Source organism: Arthrobacter sp. M4, assembly GCF_020251205.1.
Lineage (GTDB): Bacteria > Actinomycetota > Actinomycetes > Actinomycetales > Micrococcaceae > Arthrobacter.
This window is the reverse complement of sequence record NZ_JAIWYX010000006.1, coordinates 257,425-275,634: the sequence shown is the minus strand read 5'-3', so window position 1 is coordinate 275,634 and position 18,210 is coordinate 257,425. Positions and strand designations below refer to the sequence as shown.

Annotated in this window: 15 protein-coding genes; 5 read left to right on the top strand and 10 right to left on the bottom strand. The window is 64.7% G+C overall.

The features are described from left to right. Positions 1-16: 16 nt before the first annotated feature. Positions 17-2,434, top strand: a complete 2,418-nt coding sequence (locus LD110_RS12825) for a S8 family peptidase (protein WP_225499209.1) — start codon at positions 17-19, stop codon at positions 2,432-2,434. A 103-nt stretch (positions 2,435-2,537) separates the two neighbouring features. Next, the gene (locus tag LD110_RS12820) at positions 2,538-3,176 is read left to right on the top strand and encodes a VOC family protein (RefSeq protein WP_225499208.1); all 639 of its coding nucleotides are present in this window, start codon (positions 2,538-2,540) and stop codon (positions 3,174-3,176) included. A gap of 96 nt (positions 3,177-3,272) precedes the next feature. Here LD110_RS12820 and LD110_RS12815 read toward each other — a convergent pair whose 3' ends face one another. The 5 genes from LD110_RS12815 to tdh are packed head-to-tail and all read right to left on the bottom strand — an operon-like array spanning position 3,273 to position 8,747. Further along, the gene (locus LD110_RS12815) at positions 3,273-4,040 is read right to left on the bottom strand and encodes a CPBP family intramembrane glutamic endopeptidase (protein WP_225499207.1); all 768 of its coding nucleotides are present in this window, start codon (positions 4,038-4,040) and stop codon (positions 3,273-3,275) included. A 14-nt stretch (positions 4,041-4,054) separates the two neighbouring features. After that, positions 4,055-5,266 (bottom strand): imidazolonepropionase, encoded by a 1,212-nt coding sequence (gene hutI, locus LD110_RS12810; protein WP_225499206.1) that lies wholly within the window; start codon positions 5,264-5,266, stop codon positions 4,055-4,057. Positions 5,267-5,277: 11 nt separating this feature from the next. Next, positions 5,278-6,381, bottom strand: coding sequence for an FAD-binding oxidoreductase (locus LD110_RS12805; RefSeq protein WP_225499205.1), 1,104 nt, complete (start codon positions 6,379-6,381; stop codon positions 5,278-5,280). Positions 6,382-6,432: 51 nt separating this feature from the next. Beyond that, entirely contained in the window at positions 6,433-7,656 is a 1,224-nt protein-coding gene (locus tag LD110_RS12800; protein WP_225499204.1) for a glycine C-acetyltransferase, read from the bottom strand. 44 nt (positions 7,657-7,700) lie between these two features. After that, on the bottom strand, positions 7,701-8,747 hold the full coding sequence (tdh, locus tag LD110_RS12795; protein ID WP_225499203.1) for an L-threonine 3-dehydrogenase: 1,047 nt from the start codon (positions 8,745-8,747) through the stop codon (positions 7,701-7,703). Between the two features lie 104 nt (positions 8,748-8,851). Between tdh and LD110_RS12790 the strand changes: the two genes are divergently transcribed. Beyond that, entirely contained in the window at positions 8,852-9,796 is a 945-nt protein-coding gene (locus tag LD110_RS12790; RefSeq protein WP_225499202.1) for a LysR family transcriptional regulator, read from the top strand. Here the strand turns inward: LD110_RS12790 and LD110_RS12785 are convergent. The 5 genes from LD110_RS12785 to LD110_RS12765 all read right to left on the bottom strand — a co-directional run bounded on the left by LD110_RS12785 (position 9,781) and on the right by LD110_RS12765 (position 15,645). Beyond that, positions 9,781-10,446 (bottom strand): hypothetical protein, encoded by a 666-nt coding sequence (locus tag LD110_RS12785; RefSeq protein ID WP_225499201.1) that lies wholly within the window; start codon positions 10,444-10,446, stop codon positions 9,781-9,783. The two genes, LD110_RS12790 and LD110_RS12785, sit on opposite strands and share 16 nt — an antisense overlap. Positions 10,447-10,643: 197 nt before the next feature. Then, entirely contained in the window at positions 10,644-12,164 is a 1,521-nt protein-coding gene (gene gatB / locus LD110_RS12780; protein ID WP_225499200.1) for an Asp-tRNA(Asn)/Glu-tRNA(Gln) amidotransferase subunit GatB, read from the bottom strand. Then, entirely contained in the window at positions 12,164-13,723 is a 1,560-nt protein-coding gene (gene gatA / locus LD110_RS12775) for an Asp-tRNA(Asn)/Glu-tRNA(Gln) amidotransferase subunit GatA (RefSeq protein ID WP_225499199.1), read from the bottom strand. The genes gatB and gatA overlap by 1 nt, the downstream gene beginning before the upstream one ends. Before the next feature lie 10 nt (positions 13,724-13,733). Next, the gene (gene gatC / locus LD110_RS12770) at positions 13,734-14,030 is read right to left on the bottom strand and encodes an Asp-tRNA(Asn)/Glu-tRNA(Gln) amidotransferase subunit GatC (RefSeq protein ID WP_225499198.1); all 297 of its coding nucleotides are present in this window, start codon (positions 14,028-14,030) and stop codon (positions 13,734-13,736) included. Positions 14,031-14,181: 151 nt separating this feature from the next. Continuing rightward, complete coding sequence (locus LD110_RS12765; RefSeq protein ID WP_225499197.1) at positions 14,182-15,645, bottom strand: CitMHS family transporter; 1,464 nt, start codon at positions 15,643-15,645, stop codon at positions 14,182-14,184. A 186-nt stretch (positions 15,646-15,831) separates the two neighbouring features. On the opposite strand from LD110_RS12765, the gene LD110_RS12760 reads away from it, so the two are divergent. After that, positions 15,832-17,541, top strand: coding sequence for an ATP-binding protein (locus LD110_RS12760; protein ID WP_225499196.1), 1,710 nt, complete (start codon positions 15,832-15,834; stop codon positions 17,539-17,541). Continuing rightward, on the top strand, positions 17,538-18,197 hold the full coding sequence (locus tag LD110_RS12755; protein ID WP_225499195.1) for a response regulator: 660 nt from the start codon (positions 17,538-17,540) through the stop codon (positions 18,195-18,197). The genes LD110_RS12760 and LD110_RS12755 overlap by 4 nt, the downstream gene beginning before the upstream one ends. Positions 18,198-18,210: the final 13 nt, after the last annotated feature.

Sequence of the window (18,210 nt, the reverse complement as noted above, 5' to 3'; positions counted from 1 at the left end):
CGATGCAGGGGAGCATATGCGTTTTCCGAAGGTCTTGGGCGTCCTTGTGGCCGCCGTTGTTCTGTCAGGTTTTGGGACAGCCCCGGCGTGGTCGACGGAGGATTCCGGCAATCCGTCCCCCTCCCCTTCCGTAGCCGGCACCGATTCGCCTGTTCGCTCCGCCGAGGGCGTCCCCGCGCCGGAGCCGGGCCCCGGCGAGGACCGCTATGTCGTGACGTTCGACGGCGACACGAACGCGGCTGCCAAAGCCTCCGAGCTGAAGACCAAGGGAGTCCGGGTCGGGGAAACCCTTGAGCACGCGCTCAAGGGCGCCGTTGTGACGGCCACGCCGGAGAAAGCGGCGGAATTGTCCCGAACGGACGGGGTTTCGAGCGTGCGGCGCGACCAACGCGTGACCCTGGAAGCGACGCAGGCGCCCGCACCGTGGAACCTTGACCGCATCGACCAGCGCACGCAACCCTTATCGGGATCCTTCACCCCGGAGACCTCAGGCTCGGGCGTGGACATCTACATAATCGACACCGGCATCCGCGCCTCGCACCTAGACTTTGGCGGCCGCGTGACCGCCGGGTGGACCGCCTTCGCGGACAAACCCGCCACCGAAGATTGCAATGGCCACGGAACCCACGTGGCAGGCACAGCTGCCGGCAGCTACTTCGGTGTGGCCAAGTCGGCCACGCTGGTCCCGCTTCGAGTACTGGACTGCGACGGCGGAGGATGGACCTCTGATGTCATCGCGGCCCTTGACTGGATAGTGGCCCGCCACCAGAACAACACTCCCGCAGTGGCAAACCTGAGCCTGTCAACCGATGGCGATTCCGCAGTGGACACCGCTATCCAATCCGCAATTAATGACGGAGTGACAGTTACGGTTGCGGCCGGGAACAAAAACACTGACGCCTGCTCCTTCTCCCCTGCACGCGTTCCAGATGCTTTGACCGTCGCGGCAACAGATAGCTTCGACGGGCGGGCTGCCTTTTCCAACTTCGGCACCTGCGTGGACTTGTTTGCCCCGGGCGTCAAGATTGCATCCGACTGGATGACAGCCGACAATGCCGTAGCCGAGCTCAACGGAACGTCGATGGCCTCACCCCACGTTGCTGGTGCCGCTGCCCAGTTGCTTGCCCTGCACCCATCCTGGTCCCCAGCGCAGGTGGCGTCAGCCCTCACAGCTGCCGCCACGACGGGCACCGTCACCAATCGTGGCGCGGGGTCGCCGGATCGCCTACTGTATGCAGGACCCAACGACAGCAACGGTTCGGTGAGTGTTGCTGGCGGATTCGTTGCCCGGGCTCCCTACCGACTACTCGATTCGCGGATCGGGACAGGAGTACCGACAGGGCCGATCGGCCCGGGTCAAACCATCACTGTTATGGTCGCCGGACGCGGCGGGATCCCAAGCAATGGTGTGTCAGCCATCGCGATGAACATCACAGTAACCGAGACCACCGCGGCAGGATATATCACCGCCCAGGCCGGAGGCATGTCCGCGTCGCCAACGTCGAACGTCAATTACGGCCCTGGCCAAACCGTTGCCAATTTCGCCATCACGCCGGTAACCGGCGGCACGCTGCCCTATGCCGCGGTGTCATTCACCAACACTTCCAGTGGCTTCGTGCACCTTATTGCCGACGTCTCGGGCTACTACCTGTCCGGACGCCCGACTGCATCCGGATCGTTTTCGGCCCTCAGCCCCGCAAGGCTTCTCGACAGCCGGGACGGCACCGGCAACGTAACAGGACCCGTTGGACCGGGCCAAACGATTACCTTCACGGTGGCCGGACGTGGAGGCATCTTGCCGGGCGCGTCCGCGGTAGCGATGAACATCACGGTGACTGAACCGTCGTCGTCGGGCTTTATCACGGCACATGCCGGGGGAACCACTCCGCCCGGAACATCCAACGTCAACTACGGCCCCAGCCAGACAGTGCCGAACTTCGCCCTGGTGCCTGTATCGGTGGATGGGAAAGTGTCATTCACGAATACGTCGAATGGCACGGTCCAGCTGATCGCGGATAGTTTCGGCTATGTCCTTGGTGGCACGCCTACGGCTCCGGGAACCTTCAAGAGCCTGGCATCGCCCGCGCGCCAATTGGACACCCGCACCGGAGTGGGCGGGGTGACAGGCCCGTTAGGCCCGGGACAGCTCATAGCGGTGAAAGTCACAGGCAGCAACGGGGTGCCAGCCAACAACGTATCCGCGCTCGCCCTGAACATCACTGTTACTGAACCGACGTCGGCGGGCTACATCACCGCGTTCGCGGGCGGAACCGCCCTGCCGTCCAGCTCCAACGTCAACTACGGACCTGCCCAAACGATTCCGAATTTCGCCGTCACTCCGATCTCCACTGACGGCAAAATTGCCTTCAAAAACACTTCAAACGGCACCGTACAACTCATCGCGGACACGTTCGGCTACTACCTTGGCGGGTGACCAAGGGGCTCCGAAAATCCAGCATTACGACTGCAAGTAACAACCACCTCAGCTTAGGTAACCCTAAGCTGAGAGGCCAATCACAAAGTGCCAAGATGAAGCCATGCGCATGGATCACGTTTCTTACGCTTGTGAACACGATGGCCTAGCGGCCACAGCAGAGCGGATTTCCGCGGCACTCGGCGTTGAGGCCGTCAAGGGGGGCGTACACCCGCGCTTCGGAACCCGCAACATGATTATTCCCCTGGCAGACCACAAGTACGTCGAAGTCGTGGAGGTCCTGGACCACCCGGCATCCGACAAGGCTCCGTTTGGCCAGGCAGTCCGGGCGCGTTCAGCGGCCGGAGGGGGCTGGATGGGATGGTGTGTCTCTGTAAACGACCTGGCCCCCTTTGAAAGGCGCCTGGGACGCTCCGCGGTTCCCGGCAACCGCAAGTTCCCGGACGGCCGTGAACTTGTCTGGCAGCAGATCGGAATTCTGGGGCTCATCGCTGATCCCCAGGTCCCCTACATGCTCAAGTGGGAAGGCGACCCGACGCTGCACCCCTCCAACGCCTACGCCAGTGACGTCAAGATGTCCAGCCTCACCATCGCGGGCTCCGCAGAGCGCGTGACGGAGTGGCTGGGTGAACCGGTGGAGAAGCCGCTGGAGGATGTCGCAGTGCAGTGGGTGGCACCGCACGGAACACCGGGCATCATGTCCGTTACGTTCGAAACCAGCAAGGGCGCCGTGACGATCTGACGCTTCGCCCAGGCGCTTCGGCCGCCATCAGCGGGTGTCAATGACGACGCCCGATGATGGCGGCCGAACTGCTTTAAGACCTGGTCAATCTAAGACCTAGCCAAGCCCCACAACTTTGCCAAATAGGCTGAACCCCACAAACGCAACAATGTCCAGGAGGGCGTGGGCCACCACAAGGGGCATAACGCGGCGGGTCCTCGTGTAAAGCCACGCGAAGAGCACACCCATCACCGCGTTCCCGATAAACGGACCGAAGCCCTGGTACAGGTGGTAGCTGCCCCGGAGGACTGCGCTGGCCCCGATCGCGACGGGCATCCTCCAGCTAAACCTGCCCAGGCGATCCATCAGGTATCCAACAACAATGACTTCCTCCACCACGGCGTGCCTCATGGCTGAAAGGATGAGCACCGGGACAGTCCACCAGTATGCGTCGAGTCCGCTGGGAATGATGGCGGTGGTGATCCCCAGCGACCGCCCAGCCGCATAGAGCCCCAAGGACGGGATGCCGATGGCCGCGGCGAGTCCCACGCCCTGCAGCAGGTCCTTGCCCGGGCGGGTCAGGTCGAAGCCAAGCCGACCAAACGCCGTTCGTCCCTCCTCGCCAGGATGCCTGGGAACGGTGAGGAAGTAGAAGACCAGCGCCACAGGCACCAGTGCGAAGGCGATATCGAGCAGCTGGTACGTGAGGTCGAAGTATTCCCGCGGACTCTGTGAGCGGTTCAGGGTGGACGTCGCCTGGGACAGTGGCGCGCGGGTCATCTTGTCGAGGAGTTGGACCACCGAATAGACGGCTGACTGACCCAGGGACAGGCCCAGGACAATGAGCACTTCTGTCCGGAGACGACGGCGCGACGCTAGCAGCATGGTCCTATCTTGCCCTAAGCCACGCGGTTGCCCTTCCGCCAAACGGCGTGGGTCAGGGGAATCCCCGGGCGGTAGGCCAGATGGGTCGCCGAAGGGGCGTTCAAGAGGTGCAGGTCTGCCCGGTGGCCAACGACGACGGAACCCACCGCCCGTTGCCCGTCGACGTCGTCGCCGGTCTCCCTGCCCAAGGCGAGGGCACCGGTGTAGGTTGCTGCCCGGACGGCCTCATGAACGCTGAGTTTCATCTGCAGCACAGCAGTGGTGACGCAGAACGCCATGGAACTCGTGTACGACGTCCCCGGATTGCAGTTGGACGCCAGGGCCACGGGAATGCCGGCGTCGAGCAGTTCACGTGCGGGTGCCAGCGGTGCCCGGGTGGAGAGGTCGCACGCCGGGAGAACGGTGGCAACGGTGCCGCGCCGGCCGCTCCCCTGGGCTTCGTTCCGGCCCGACCAGCTCCCTGCCAGCGCGTCAATGTCCTTGCCTGACAAAAAGTTCACGTGGTCCACGCTGGCGGCTTGGAACTCTACGGCAAGCTGCACCCCCGCGCCTTCTCCCAACTGGTTGCCATGGACGCGCAGGCCAAGCCCGGCTTCCTTGCAGGCCTGGAGGACCCTGCGTGACTGCTCCTCGGTGAAGGCGCCGCGTTCGCAGAACACATCGGCCCAGCGCACGTAAGGGCGGACGGCCTGGAGCATGGGACCACACACCAGGTCGGTGTATGCCTCTGCATCAACTCCTGCCGGGACCAGGTGCGCGCCGAGATAGGTGACCTCATCCACCAATTCCGCCGCGATGCGTGCGCTCCGGGCTTCCTGCTGGACGTCCAGCCCGTAGCCGGTCTTCGTCTCCAGATAGGTGGTCCCCTGGGACACCGCCTCGGCGACGCGCCCGGCAGTCAACCGTTCCAGGTCCGCATCGCTCGCCGAACGGGTGGCAGACACCGTCACTGCGATCCCGCCGGCGCTGTACGACTCCCCCGCCATCCGGGCCTCAAACTCTGCTGTGCGGTCACCGGCAAAAACCAAGTGCGAGTGCGAATCAACCCAGCCGGGCAGGACGGCCCTGCCGCCGGCATCAACGAACTCATCCGCTGCCGGGGCCTGCGACGACGGTCCAATCCACGCGATCCGTTCACCGTCCATCACCACCGCGGCATCGCGGAGGACACGGTGTTCCGCATCCTGGGTCATCAGTTCGCCGATGTTGCCGAGGAGAATGCTCATGTTGCCATTCTTTATCGGCGGATGGACCACCGGGTGGCTGCGAGCGCCGATGCTGTCCGGGATTCCGGACTCCCCTCGGTGTCGGCTGAATCGCCCAGGATCTGCGTTGCGGCCAGTTCTGCCATCGCTGAGGAAGTCTGGAATCCGTAGCCGCCCTGCCCGGCGAGCCAGTAGAAGCCGGGGGCCTCGGCGTCGAATCCGGCGACCGGGACGCCGTCGGCCGCTTCGGTGCGCAGCCCCGTCCAGGCGCGGCTGACGGCGTAGATGCCCAGGGTGGTGAGCTGGTTGAGCCGCTCAATGAGCCGCTCGACGTCTCCGGGCGCCGGTTTTGAGTCCTCGGGACCGCTGGGCACGGCCTCCGACGGTGAAACCAGAACCTGTTCTCCCTCCGCTCGGAAGTAAAAGCTGTTGTCCGCCGCAGCCACCATTGGCGCGCCTTCAGGCAAGGGGTATTCGACGTCGACAATCGCCGCGGTGCGCCGGTATGGCTGCAGCCCGAGCTTTTCCACGCCGCTGATCACGGCCAGCTCATCTGCCCAGGCACCTGCGGCGTTAACGACGACGGCGGCGGCCAGGGCTTCCTGGCCCGCACCGAGGTGCCAGCCCTGGCCGATCCGCTGGGCGGAGTGCACACGGGCACCAGTGATGATGTCCACGCCGCCGGCGGCGGCCCTGGCGCGGTGGTCCTCCAGGAGGACTGGTGCGTTGCAGGCGAACGAGCCCGTGTCCAGTCCGGCCGCACTGAACGATTCCGGCTTCAACGCGGGGCAGAGCCGGAGGGCTTCCTCATGCGAAATGGGCTGCATGTGTCCGCTGGCTTCGGCCCGGACGTTGCTCGCATCGCCAATCAACATGAAGCTGCGGGGTGTGAGGACGGGAACCGGCAGCTCTCGGTCCCGTTGGGCGATGACGTCGAGCGTCCTGATAGTCAGTTCCTGCACGACGTCGGGGCCGTAGCTGGGGATAAGCTGTCGGGCGGACCGTGACGAGGTGTGGTACGCGAGGGTCTGTTCTGCTTCCACCAGGGCCACGCTGCACCGGCCCGCCAGGGCCGAGGCCAGGGACAGTCCGGCGATACCCCCACCAACGATCACAACGTCGTAGCTCTGTGCCATGACCTTATCTTGTCAGAGTTGCGATCTGCCGGACTGTCCGCAATGCCGGGGCTAGCTGGCCACTGCTGCCCGGCTGGCCACAAAGGCCTGCACGCAGGCTTCCACGTCTTCCGGGCTATGCGCCGCGGAGAGCTGTACGCGGATTCGGGCTGCACCGCGTGGCACTACGGGGTAGCTGAAAGCGGTGACGAAGACGCCATGGGCAAGCATCTGGTCCGCGATCCTGGCAGCGAGTACGGCGTCACCGAACATCACCGGAATGATGGCATGTTCGCCATCGAGCAGGTCGAAGCCTTCCTCGACCATTCGTCGGCGGAAGAGCGAGGCGTTGTCGAACAGGCGTTTGCGGAGTTCACCGGAGCCCTGGACCAGTTCCAGCGCCTTGATGGTTGCCGCCACGATGGCCGGGGCCAGGGAGTTGGAAAACAGGTAGGGCCGTGCCTTCTGGCGAAGCATTGCGATGATCTCGCCACGTCCGGAGACGTAGCCACCCGAGGCGCCGCCCAGGGCCTTGCCGAATGTGCCCGTGTAGATGTCCACACGGGATGAGACCCCGGCATGCTCGGGCGTGCCGGCGCCGGTTGGTCCCATAAAGCCCACGGCATGCGAGTCGTCCACCATCACCAGGGCGTCGTACTTTTCGGCGAGGTCGCAGATGTCCTTGAGCGGAGCAAGGTAGCCGTCCATGGAGAACACGCCGTCCGTCACGATGATCTTCCGGCGGGCAGGGGCCACTCCGGCATCTTGGTCTCCGTTGGAGGCTTCCTGGAGCCGCGCCTCCAGGTCCGCCATGTCCTGGTTGGCGTAGCGATAGCGGCGGGCCTTGCACAGTCGGATGCCGTCAATGATGGAAGCGTGGTTGAGGGCGTCGGAGATGACCGCGTCCTCGGGGCCGAACAGGGATTCGAAGACGCCGCCGTTGGCATCGAAGCAGCTTGAAAAGAGGATGGTGTCCTCGGTGCCCAGAAAGTGCGAGACACTCTTCTCCAGCTCCAGGTGGAGATCCTGGGTGCCGCAGATAAAGCGCACTGACGCCATCCCGAATCCCCTGCTGTCCATGGCTTCCTTGGCCGCGGCGATGATGTCCGGGTGGTCAGCGAGGCCCAGGTAGTTGTTGGCGCAGAAATTCAGCACGTCCGTGGCGGCCTGGCCCAGCTGGCCGGCCGCAATATGGCTGGCCTGCGGCGAATCGATGTGTCGCTCGGTCTTATAGAGTCCGGCCTCGCGAATCTCGTCGAGTTCGTCCTGCAGCTGGTCCTTGATGCTTGAGTACATGGCGTTGCTCCCCTTGGTGAAAGTTCTTGGATCCCTTTGCGAACCTAGATCTCGGTCCAGTCGAGGACCACTTTGCCGCCGACGCCTGCGCGGGCGATTTCAAAGCCCTTCTCCCAGTCCGCCGCGGAAAGGCGATCAGTGACAACGGCAGAGATGTTGGCGTGCAGTACCGGATTGGAGGAAAGCATGGCGCTCATGGCGTACCACGTCTCAAACATCTCCCGCCCATAGATTCCCTTGAGCGTCAGCATGTGCGTGACCACCTTGCCCCAGTCGATGTCGATGGGCTGGCTTGGAAGTCCCAGCATGGCGATCCTGCCACCGTGGTTCATGTTGTCGATCATCTCAGGCAGGGCCGTGGGGTGGCCGGACATTTCCAGCCCGATGTCAAAACCCTCCACCATGCCGAGTTCCTTCTGGGCGTCCCGGACGCGCATCCGCGAGACATCAACGGCGAGGTCCACGCCCATGCGGCGGGCCAGGTCCAGCCGAGGCGCGGACACATCCGTGATGGCGATCTTTCGTGCCCCGGCGTGCCGTGCGACGGAGATGGCCATCAGCCCGATCGGACCGGCGCCGGTGATCAGGACGTCCTCTCCCACCAGAGGGAAGCTGAGTGCCGTGTGCACCGCATTGCCGAAGGGGTCGAAGATGGCGCCGAGCTCGGGCGTGATGGATGGATCGTGGTGTACCCAGACGTTCGTTTCCGGGATGACTACATATTCCGCGAAGGCACCGTCCCGTTGCACCCCGACGGACACCGTGTGGATGCACATCTGGCGGCGCCCTGCCCGGCAGTTCCGGCAGATGCCGCACACCACGTGGCCTTCGCCGGAGACGCGGTCGCCCACTTTGACGTCCCGCACATCCTCGCCGACTTCAACCACTTCGCCATAGAACTCGTGGCCCGGGATCAGTGGTGTCTCGATGATGCTCTGTGCCCACGCGTCCCAGGATTGGATGTGCAGGTCGGTTCCGCAGATACCCGTGGTCATCACACGGATCTTGACGTCGCCCGCTCCAGCCTCCGGTTCGGGCCGGTCGACAAGGTCGAAGCCGGCGCGTGGGCCGGACTTAAAGAGAGCCTTCATTGGATCTTCCTCACTCGAGCAGGGTGCCGTTCCAGTCCATTGAAACGCCGCAGATGATTTAGTACAACTAGGTATTTCTCAATCAACGATTTAGCATTTACTAAATGGAAATCCATCAGCTGCAGATGCTCCGGGAACTCGGCGACCTTGGGAGCGTCAAAGCCGTAGCCGAGACCTTGATGGTTACGCCGTCGGCGGTTTCGCAGCAGCTGGCGCTCCTGCAAAAGAGCGTCGACGTTCCGCTGACACGCAAGGAGGGCCGCGCCCTGGTGCTGACCGACGCAGGCCGCGTCCTCGCGGAGGCGGGTGCCGCCGTCGTGAACGCCATGGCAGACGCGCGGGCAGCCATTGGCGCCTACCACGATTCGCCCGACTCCGCGGTGACCGTCAGCGCCTTCCACAGTGCGGGGCAGGCGCTGTTCGCGCCGCTTGCGGCACGACTCGCACCGGGAGGTGAAGGAATCAACGCGTCCCTGGCGCCGCAATTGAAACTCAGTGACGAAGACGTGGCCCAAGAGGATTTCCCAGGGTTGGCCGCCCGGTACGATCTGGTCCTGGCCCACCGCATGGAACACGCACCAGCCTGGCCTCGCGACAAGGTAGCCGTCATCCCGCTCGCGGAAGAGCCCCTCGATGTCGCGCTGCCGGCCGGGCATCCACTTGCCGAACGCGAGATACTGTTGCCCGACGACGTGGTGGAACAGCCCTGGGTGACCAGCCGGGCCGGCTACTCTCCAGCGGACGTCCTGTCCGCCGTCATCGCTGTTGCAGGGCGGCCGGCGAAGGTGCTGCACCGCATCAATGACTACTCCACCGTGGCCGCCCTGGTGGGCGCCGGGAGCGTGATTGGACTACTGCCACGCTTCACGGCGCTGAGGGTCCTCGACGCAAGCGTGGTGCTGCGGCCGCTGTCTGGCGTTAGCGCCGTGCGCCGCATCGATATCCTGGCCCGTCCGGAAGCCCTGAAGCGTCGTTCCGTGGCGATGGTGTGCGACGCACTGCGCGATGTTATGGCCGAACTGGTTGTTGCTGGTCAGTCGTCCAAGTGATGGCCGCGGCCAAATTCCTTGCCGAAACCAAAGCCATGCCCTTTGCCTTGGCCCGCAGTGGGCAGGTCACCCGCGACAATCCGCTTGGCGGTCGCTGAATTTCCACTCTTCGTACCCGCAATGCGGACTGTGTCGCCGGACTTGAGGTCGGAGGCCTTGATATCACTCGGCTTCTGCCGCGAACCGTCAGGATTCTTGGCCACCTTGCCGTCGGCACCAACTGCGGGAAGTCGAGTGATCTTCGTGTCGCCGTTGATGGCATATTGCTGGCTGAAGCCGTCTTCGCTCTTGACCGTGATCGAAGTATCGCTCACAGATTCCACCGTGCCCCGCTGGGCCAGCAGGGTCTGGATTGTGCCGTCAGCCTTCTTGATCACACTCTCGCTGTGGAGGTGCTGGGCACCCTTGCCGGGTTTCTGACTACCAGTTGCACTGGGTGACGGGGAGGACGTGGCCGACGGCGACGGGCTGGGTGTAGCTGTGGCCGCCCAGACGGTTGCCGCTCCGGCACCGCTCAAAGCAACGACGACGGCCCCGGCCAGCAGCGCCCGCCGAGTCCTGAGGCGGCGTCCGGGGTCATTCCCGCCCGGCGAGCCGGACGATGATCCCGGTGCATGGTCCGGTAATGGAGGAAGCTGCTGCATGGACATCGCTCATATCCTCTCGGCGCAGTCAGTCCGTAGCGCTTAAATCCCACAGCACTGCTGCTGCCATCATGATCCCGCCAACAACTGGATTTTTCCTGTGAATTGGATCACTTTTAGCGCAGACATTCCCCGCGAGTTGGCAGTTAACGCCGATGTTTAAGCGCAACACGCGCGCTAACTGCCAACTCGCTCCGCGGCGCTTAGCCCTGGACGCCGAGCTTCTCGAGGATCAGTTCGCGCACGCGGCCGGCGTCTGCCTGGCCGCGGGTGGCCTTCATGACGCCACCAACAATCGCACCAATCGCCTGGACCTTGCCGCCACGGATCTTGTCCGCGACGTCGGGCTGGGCTGCCAGGGCGGCGTCGATGGCTTCCAGCAGCGGGCCGTCGTCGGACACCATGGCGAGGCCACGCTTTTCCACGATCTCCGCGGGGGCACCTTCGCCGGCGAGGACGCCGTCGAGGACCTGGGAAGCCATCTTGTTGTTGATCTTGCCGTCCACCACAAGCTGGTTCAGCTCGACTATGGCCTGCGGCGTAACGCCGAGGTCAGCGGGATCGACGTCGGCTGCCTTGGCGCGGCCAACGATCTCACCCATCCACCACTTGCGCGCGGCGTCTGCCGTCAGTCCAACAGCAGCACCTGCAGCGATCGTCTCCTCAATGGAGTCCATGACGCCGGCGTTGACGACGTCACGGAACTCGAGGTCGGAGTAGCCCCAGGCTTCCTTGAGCCGCTTGCGGCGCTCAGCGGGAGGCTCGGGCAGCGTGGCGCGCAGTTCCTCCACCCATTCACGTGAGGCAACCACGGGCACCAGGTCCGGCTCGGGGAAGTAGCGGTAGTCGTCGGCGTCGGACTTTTCCCGGCCAGCCGTCGTCGAACGCGTGTCCTCATGCCAGTGGCGGGTCTCCTGGGTGACCGGCACGCCGGACTCCAGGACGGCAGCGTGGCGCTGGATCTCATAGCGGACGGCGTGTTCGACGGCGCGCAGTGAGTTGACGTTTTTGGTCTCGGAGCGGATGCCGAACCGTTCCTGGCCGTGCGGGCGCAGGGAAACGTTGGCGTCGCAGCGGACGTTGCCACGCTCCATGCGGGCCTCGGAGACACCCAGGTTCTTCACGATTTCACGGACCGCAGCAACGTACGCCTTGGCCAATTCCGGGGCACGGCTGCCGGCACCCTCAATCGGCTTGGTGACGATTTCCACAAGCGGCACGCCTGCCCGGTTGTAGTCCACCAGGGAGTAGTCGGCACCCTGGATGCGGCCGGCCTGGCCGCCCAGGTGGGTCAGCTTTCCGGCGTCTTCCTCCATGTGGGCCCGCTCGATCTCCACGCGGAACACCGTGCCATCTTCGAGTTCGACGTCAAGCCAGCCGTCGTAGGCGATCGGCTCGTCGTACTGCGAGGTCTGGAAGTTCTTGGGAGTGTCCGGGTAGAAGTAATTCTTCCGCGCGAAGCGGCAAGACTCCGCGATCTTGCAGTTCAACGCAAGGCCGATCTTGATGGACGATTCCACGGCGGCCTTGTTCACGACGGGCAGGACGCCGGGCATGCCCAGGTCCACCTCGTTGACGTTGGTGTTGGGGTCGTCGCCGAAGACGTTGGGCGCGGAGGAGAACATCTTGGTCCTGGTGTTGAGTTCCACGTGGACCTCGAAGCCAAGGACGGGATCGTACTTCTCCATGGCTTCTTCGAAGCTGAGGATGGTGTCAACGGACATTAGAGCGAACCTCCCGCGACGGTTGAGTTTGAATCCAGGACGGGAGCCTGTGCCAGCAGCGGCCCGCCCCACTTTTCTTCGAGCAGGGACTCGAGGACTGCGCCAACACGGTAGACGCGCGCATCTTCCCGAGCGGGGGCCAGCAACTGGATGCCTACCGGCAGCCCGTCCTCGTCGGCCAGGCCGCCCGGCAGCGACAGGCCGGGTACCCCTGCCATGTTCGCGGGGATTGTGGCGACGTCGTTCAGGTACATGGCCAGTGGATCGTTGAGCTTCTCGCCGAGCTTGAACGCCGTGGTGGGCGCCGTGGGCGAGATCAGGACGTCGGCCTGCGCAAAGGCGGCGGCGAAATCGCGCTGGATCAGCGTGCGGACCTTCTGGGCCGAACCGTAGTAGGCGTCGTAGTAGCCGGCGCTCAAGGCGTAGGTACCCAGGATGATGCGGCGCTTCACTTCGTCGCCGAAACCGGCTGCGCGGGTTGCGGCCATCACGCGTTCGATGGTCAGCGGGCCGTCCTTGGGCAGGACGCGCATTCCATAGCGGACGCCGTCGAACTTTGCCAGGTTGCTGGACACTTCGGACGGCATGATGAGGTAGTAGGCACCGAGGGCGTACTTGAAGTTGGGGCAGGAAACCTCCACGATTTCCGCGCCGGCTTCCTTGAGCAGCTCGAGGGACTCGTTGAAGCGGTTCTCAACGCCGGCCTGGTAGCCCTCGCCGTGCAGTTCCTTGATGATGCCGATCCGCATGCCCTCAACGTTGCCCGTGCGGGCTGCCGCCACCAGGTTGTCGAACGGGTCCGTCAGCGACGTGGAGTCGTACGGGTCGTGGCCGCCGATGACCTCCTGGAGCAGCGCCGAGTCCAGGACAGTGCGCGAGACCGGTCCGATCTGGTCCAGCGAAGAAGCCATGGCGATAGCCCCGTAGCGGGATACCGCACCGTAAGTGGGCTTCACGCCCACCGTCCCGGTGACGGCGCCCGGCTGGCGGATGGAACCACCGGTATCCGTGCCCAGCGCCAGCGGTGCTTCAAAAGCCGCGACGGCGGCAGCCGAACCGCCGCCGGAACCGCCGGGGATGCGCTCCAGGTCCCACGGGTTCCGCGTTGGCCCGTAGGCGGAGTGTTCCGTGGAGGAACCCATGGCGAATTCGTCCAGGTTGGTTTTGCCCAGGATCGGCATCTTGGCTGCGCGCAGCTTCCTCACGACGGTTGCGTCGTAGGGGCTCCGCCAGCCCTCAAGGATCTTGGAGCCCGCCGTTGTGGGCTGGCCGATGGTGACAATAAGGTCCTTGACCGCGATGGGAACGCCAGCCAGCTGGTGGAGTTCCTCAGCCGCTGCGCCGCCGGCGGCGCGGATGCCGTCCACCTCGGCCGCGACGGCCAGGGCTTCGTTGGTGTTGACGTGGAGGAACGCGTTGATCTCTCCGTCCACGGAGGCGATGCGGTCCAGGTGCGCCTGGGTGACCTCGACGGCGGAGACCTCGCCCGCCTTGAGCTTCGCGGCGAGCGCGGCGGCGGAGAGGCGGATCAATTCTGTGCTTGGTTCGAAGCTGCTCATCGGGATGTCTCTACTCCTCGTCCAGGATTGCCGGGACCTTGAAGCGGTCATCCTCGGAGTCCGGGGCTCCGGAAAGTGCTTCAGCGGGCGTCAGTACGTGCCCCACAACGTCCTCGCGGAACACGTTGCTCAGCGGGATCGGGTGGGACGTGGCCGGGACGTCTTCTCCGGCGACTTCACTGACGGACTTGACCGAATCCACGATGACGGCAAGTTCGCCGGCCATCCTGTCCAGCTCTTCGGCACTCATTTCAATGCGAGCGAGTCGCGCAAGATGCGCGACGTCGTCACGGTTGATCGCAGCCATGGATCTCCCCTGCAAATGTGGTTGGTTTCCCACCTAGTCTACGTGTACGGGGATGGACCTATGGCGGACGCAGCAGTACCCGTCCGGCGTCCCCCAGTGGGCACCAGACGGGCACTGTTTTGCCCACGGTTTTCCCGCGGACACGATCAGACTAGCCGATACCGATGGCTCCCGTAAGCATCCCGACAGCCAGCATTGCGACGGAGATCACAGCGGTGCGCCACAGGACTTTCTTGTGGTGGTCGCCGAGCTCCACCTTGGCCAGGGAGACCAGGAGCAGGATGGCCGGAACCAGCGGGCTCTGCAGGTGGAACGGCTGGCCGGTGATGGAAGCCCGTGCCATCTCGGCGGCGGAGATTCCGTAGTGGCTGGCGGTTTCGCTCAGGACGGGCAGGACTCCGAAGTAGAAGGCGTCGTTGCTCATGAAGAACGTCATCGGAATGCTGAGCAGGCCGGTGATGACCGCCATGAACGGGCCGAGATCCGCGGGGATGATCTGGACGAGCCACTCGGACATAGCCTTGACCATGCCCGTGCCATTGAGCACGCCGGTGAGGACTGCGGCGGCCATCACCATGCTGACCACGGCCACGATGGACTGTGCGTGGGCTACAAGCTGGGCGCCCTGGTCCTTGACCTTGGGGAAGTTGACCAGCAGGGCAATTGCCGAACCCGCCATGAATACGAAGGGCAGCGGAACCAGGTCGAGCACCAGCATGGTCATTACGGCAACAGTCAGCACAAGGTTGAAGACGAACAGGCGCGGACGCAGCGTCTTGCGGTTGGGGTCCAGTGCCGTACCGGCCAGTGCTTCGTCGTCGGCAAGTTCGGTGCGGGAGCCGCCGTCGGACAGTTCGGTGCGCTCCAAAACCGCGACGCCGGAGCCGCCGGGAGCAGCCGGGGTGCCGGCCGGGCGGGGTGCGCCGGGCTTCCTGAAGCCGGCGCCGCCGTCGAACACGTCGGCAGGATCGGCGAGGTCACCCCAGATCTCCGGGTGGGCTGCCTTGAGGCGGTTGCGCTCCTGCAGGCCGAGCAGCCAGGCGAAGACGAAGACGATGACCAGGCCCGCAATCAGGGACGGGATCATGGGGACGAAGACCTCGGACACACCGATCTTCAGCGCCGTGGCGGCGCGGGCGGTGGGGCCACCCCACGGGAGGATGTTCATGGTGCCGTTGGCGAGGCCTGCCACGCAGGTCAGGACCACAGGGCTCATCTTCAGGCGCAGGTAGACGGGCAGCATGGCGGCCGTGGTGAGGATGAAGGTGGTGGATCCGTCGCCGTCGAGCGAAACAGCCGCCGCCAGGAGGGCGGTGCCCAGGACCACCTTGGCGGGGTCGTTGCCGAGCTTGCGGAGGATGAACTTCACCAGCGGGTCGAAGAGCCCGACGTCGATCATCAGGCCGAAGTAGACAATGGCGAACATGAGCAGCGCGGCCGTGGAGGTCATGCTCTTCATTGAGGTGAGGACCATGTCGCCGATGCCAAGGCCGGCACCTGCAAACAGGCCGAATGCGGTGGGAACAATAATCAACGCCAGAACCGGCGTGAGCTTCTTAGTCATGATCAGCACCATGAACACCGCAATCATGGCGAATCCAAGCAGTACCAGCACAGCCGGCTCCTTACTTCTATGAACCGCATCACGGCGGTGTGATGCGCAATACAGACGTTAGGGTGGCGTCCGTCACGGCCGGGGGTTTGCTTCATTTGATTGGCATACTGCTCATTCAAGGCATTTTGCGCGTTTTGCTCAGTGCTTCAATGGATCAGGACGCATCAACAGAGCAAAGGAGACCTGATGCAGCGGCTAGGCCTGCGCTTCTCCACCCAAACGCTGCTGCTCCAGCTGGGCGTCGTGATCCTGGTGGTCCTGCTCAGCTTTGCCGTCCATGCCTGGCTCACTTATGACCGCATAGGGCGGGAGGCTGAGAACCAGGCGCTGACCCTGGCCCGCACGGTTGCCTCGGACCCGAGCCTGCGCACCACAGTGACGTCAATCAGCAAGGAGCAAGGTACGCCTCCGCGCGATGTGCTGGCAGAGGGTCCGGTTATGGCCGCGGCAGAGGCCGCCAGGATCCGCACGGGCGCCCTGTTTGTTGTGGTGACGGACGAGACCGGCCTGCGGCTGGCGCACCCCGAGGTGGACAGGCTCGGCGAGCGCGTCAGCACGGACCCGAGTGAAGCCCTGTCCGGCCGGGAGATCACAACGCGCAACACAGGCACGCTGGGCCCTTCCGCGGGCGCCAAGGTTCCGGTGTACAGCACCGACCGGTCTGACGCCGTAGTGGGAGAGGTCAGTGTGGGCTATTCCATGGAGACGCTGGCGCAAAGCCTGGCCCGGGACATCGTGCCCACCGCGTTGACGGCGGCAGGGGCCCTCCTTGTTGGCGTCCTGGCATCGTTCCTGCTGCGCCGGCGCCTGCAGCGGCTGACGCTCGGGCTGGAGCCAGAGGAGATCAGCACGCTGGTGCATGACCAGGTGGCGGTGCTGGAAGGCGTGGACGACGGCGTGATTGGCATCTCCGCCGACGGCAGGATCACCGTTTTCAATGGCGCAGCCCGGCGCTTGTTGGGCGGTTCGCACGAGCCCGCACCGGACCTGACCGGCGCGCCGTGGGACGATGCCCCGGTTCCGGCAGCGTTGAAGACCCTCACCGTGCCTGCCTCCCACGACGCTGAGCCCGTGGAGCTTGTGGCTGGCGACCGCGTACTGGTGGCACGGGCACGGAAAGCCCTCCACCGCCGCGAGGACCTCGGCTGGGTGGTGATGCTCCGGGACCGCACCGAACTGCAACAGCTCACGCGCCAGCTGGACGCCGTCGGAACCATGTCCGCCGCGCTGCGCGCCCAGCGCCATGAGTTCGCCAACCAACTGCACACCATCGCCGGTTTTATGAGCGTTGGACAGCACGAGCAGGCCCGCGAGTATCTGGCGGGCCTAGCCGCCACCGGTCCGCTGCGATTCCCCGTAGAGCAGATGGAACTGCTGCAGGACGCCTATCTCCAAGGTTTCGTCGGCGCCAAGGGCGTCGAGGCCGACGAACGCGGAGTAAACCTGCGGATCGGCCCCGAAACGCTGGTCCGGGGACACGTCAAGGACCCCCAGGACGTCACCACGGTGCTTGGCAACCTGATCGACAATGCGGTGAATGCCGCCGTCGCAGGTTCTTCCGGCCAGCGCTGGGTGGAAATCGAACTGCTGGACGAACCGGAAGTCGACGGCGGCACACTGCACATCGTCGTGGCGGACTCCGGCGACGGCTTGGGCGACATTTCGCCTGAGCAGGTATTTGTGGAAGGGTTCACGACGGCGGAACGGCCGGCCCGTGCGGGCGGCGGCCAAGGGTTGGGGCTGGCCTTGGTGAGGCAGTTGGCCCGTCGCCGTGGCGGCGATGTCCGTGTGCTGGACGCCGGACATCCCGGTGGCCCGGGCGCGGTATTCACTGCCAGGCTGCCGGGAACTATGGCCGCACGACAGGATGTGGCAGGCAATGGGAGGAACGCATGACTGAGGACATACGCGTGCTGATTGTCGACGACGACTTCCACGTGGCCAAGCTCCATGCCACCTATGTGGATTCGGTGGCAGGTTTCCTTGCGCTGACGCCCACCAACTCGGCTTCGCAGGCACTGCAGGCGGTCCACAGCCTTCGCCCTGACCTGGTGCTCCTGGACGTTTTCCTTCCGGACGGTTCGGGGCTGGACCTGTTGGGACAGTTGGACATCGATGCAATGATGCTGACCGCGGCCTCGGACCCCGTTTCCGTGAAGACCGCGTTCCGGCGCGGTGCCCTGGCGTACCTGCTCAAGCCGTTCACGGCCGAGTCCTTGTCCCAGCAGTTGCGGGCGTACGCCAGGTACCGGCGGATCCTCAGCCACGGCATCGTGGACCAGGACACGGTGGAGCGCGCAAAGCGGGCCCTGATCTCGGGCGATGTGGGGCCGAGCAACAGGCCGCGTTCCGCTACGGAAGCCGCGGTTCTCGATTCCCTCGAGCCGGGAGCCCAGTACTCTGCGGCAGAAGTAGCGGAACGAGTAGGCGTGTCCCGCGCCACAGCGCAACGGTACCTGTCATCGCTGGCCGATGATGGCGCCGTCGAAATCCAGCTCCGCTACGGGACCACCGGCCGGCCGGAACACCGATACGGCGTTCCGGCCCGGTAACCGGCTAGGCGCT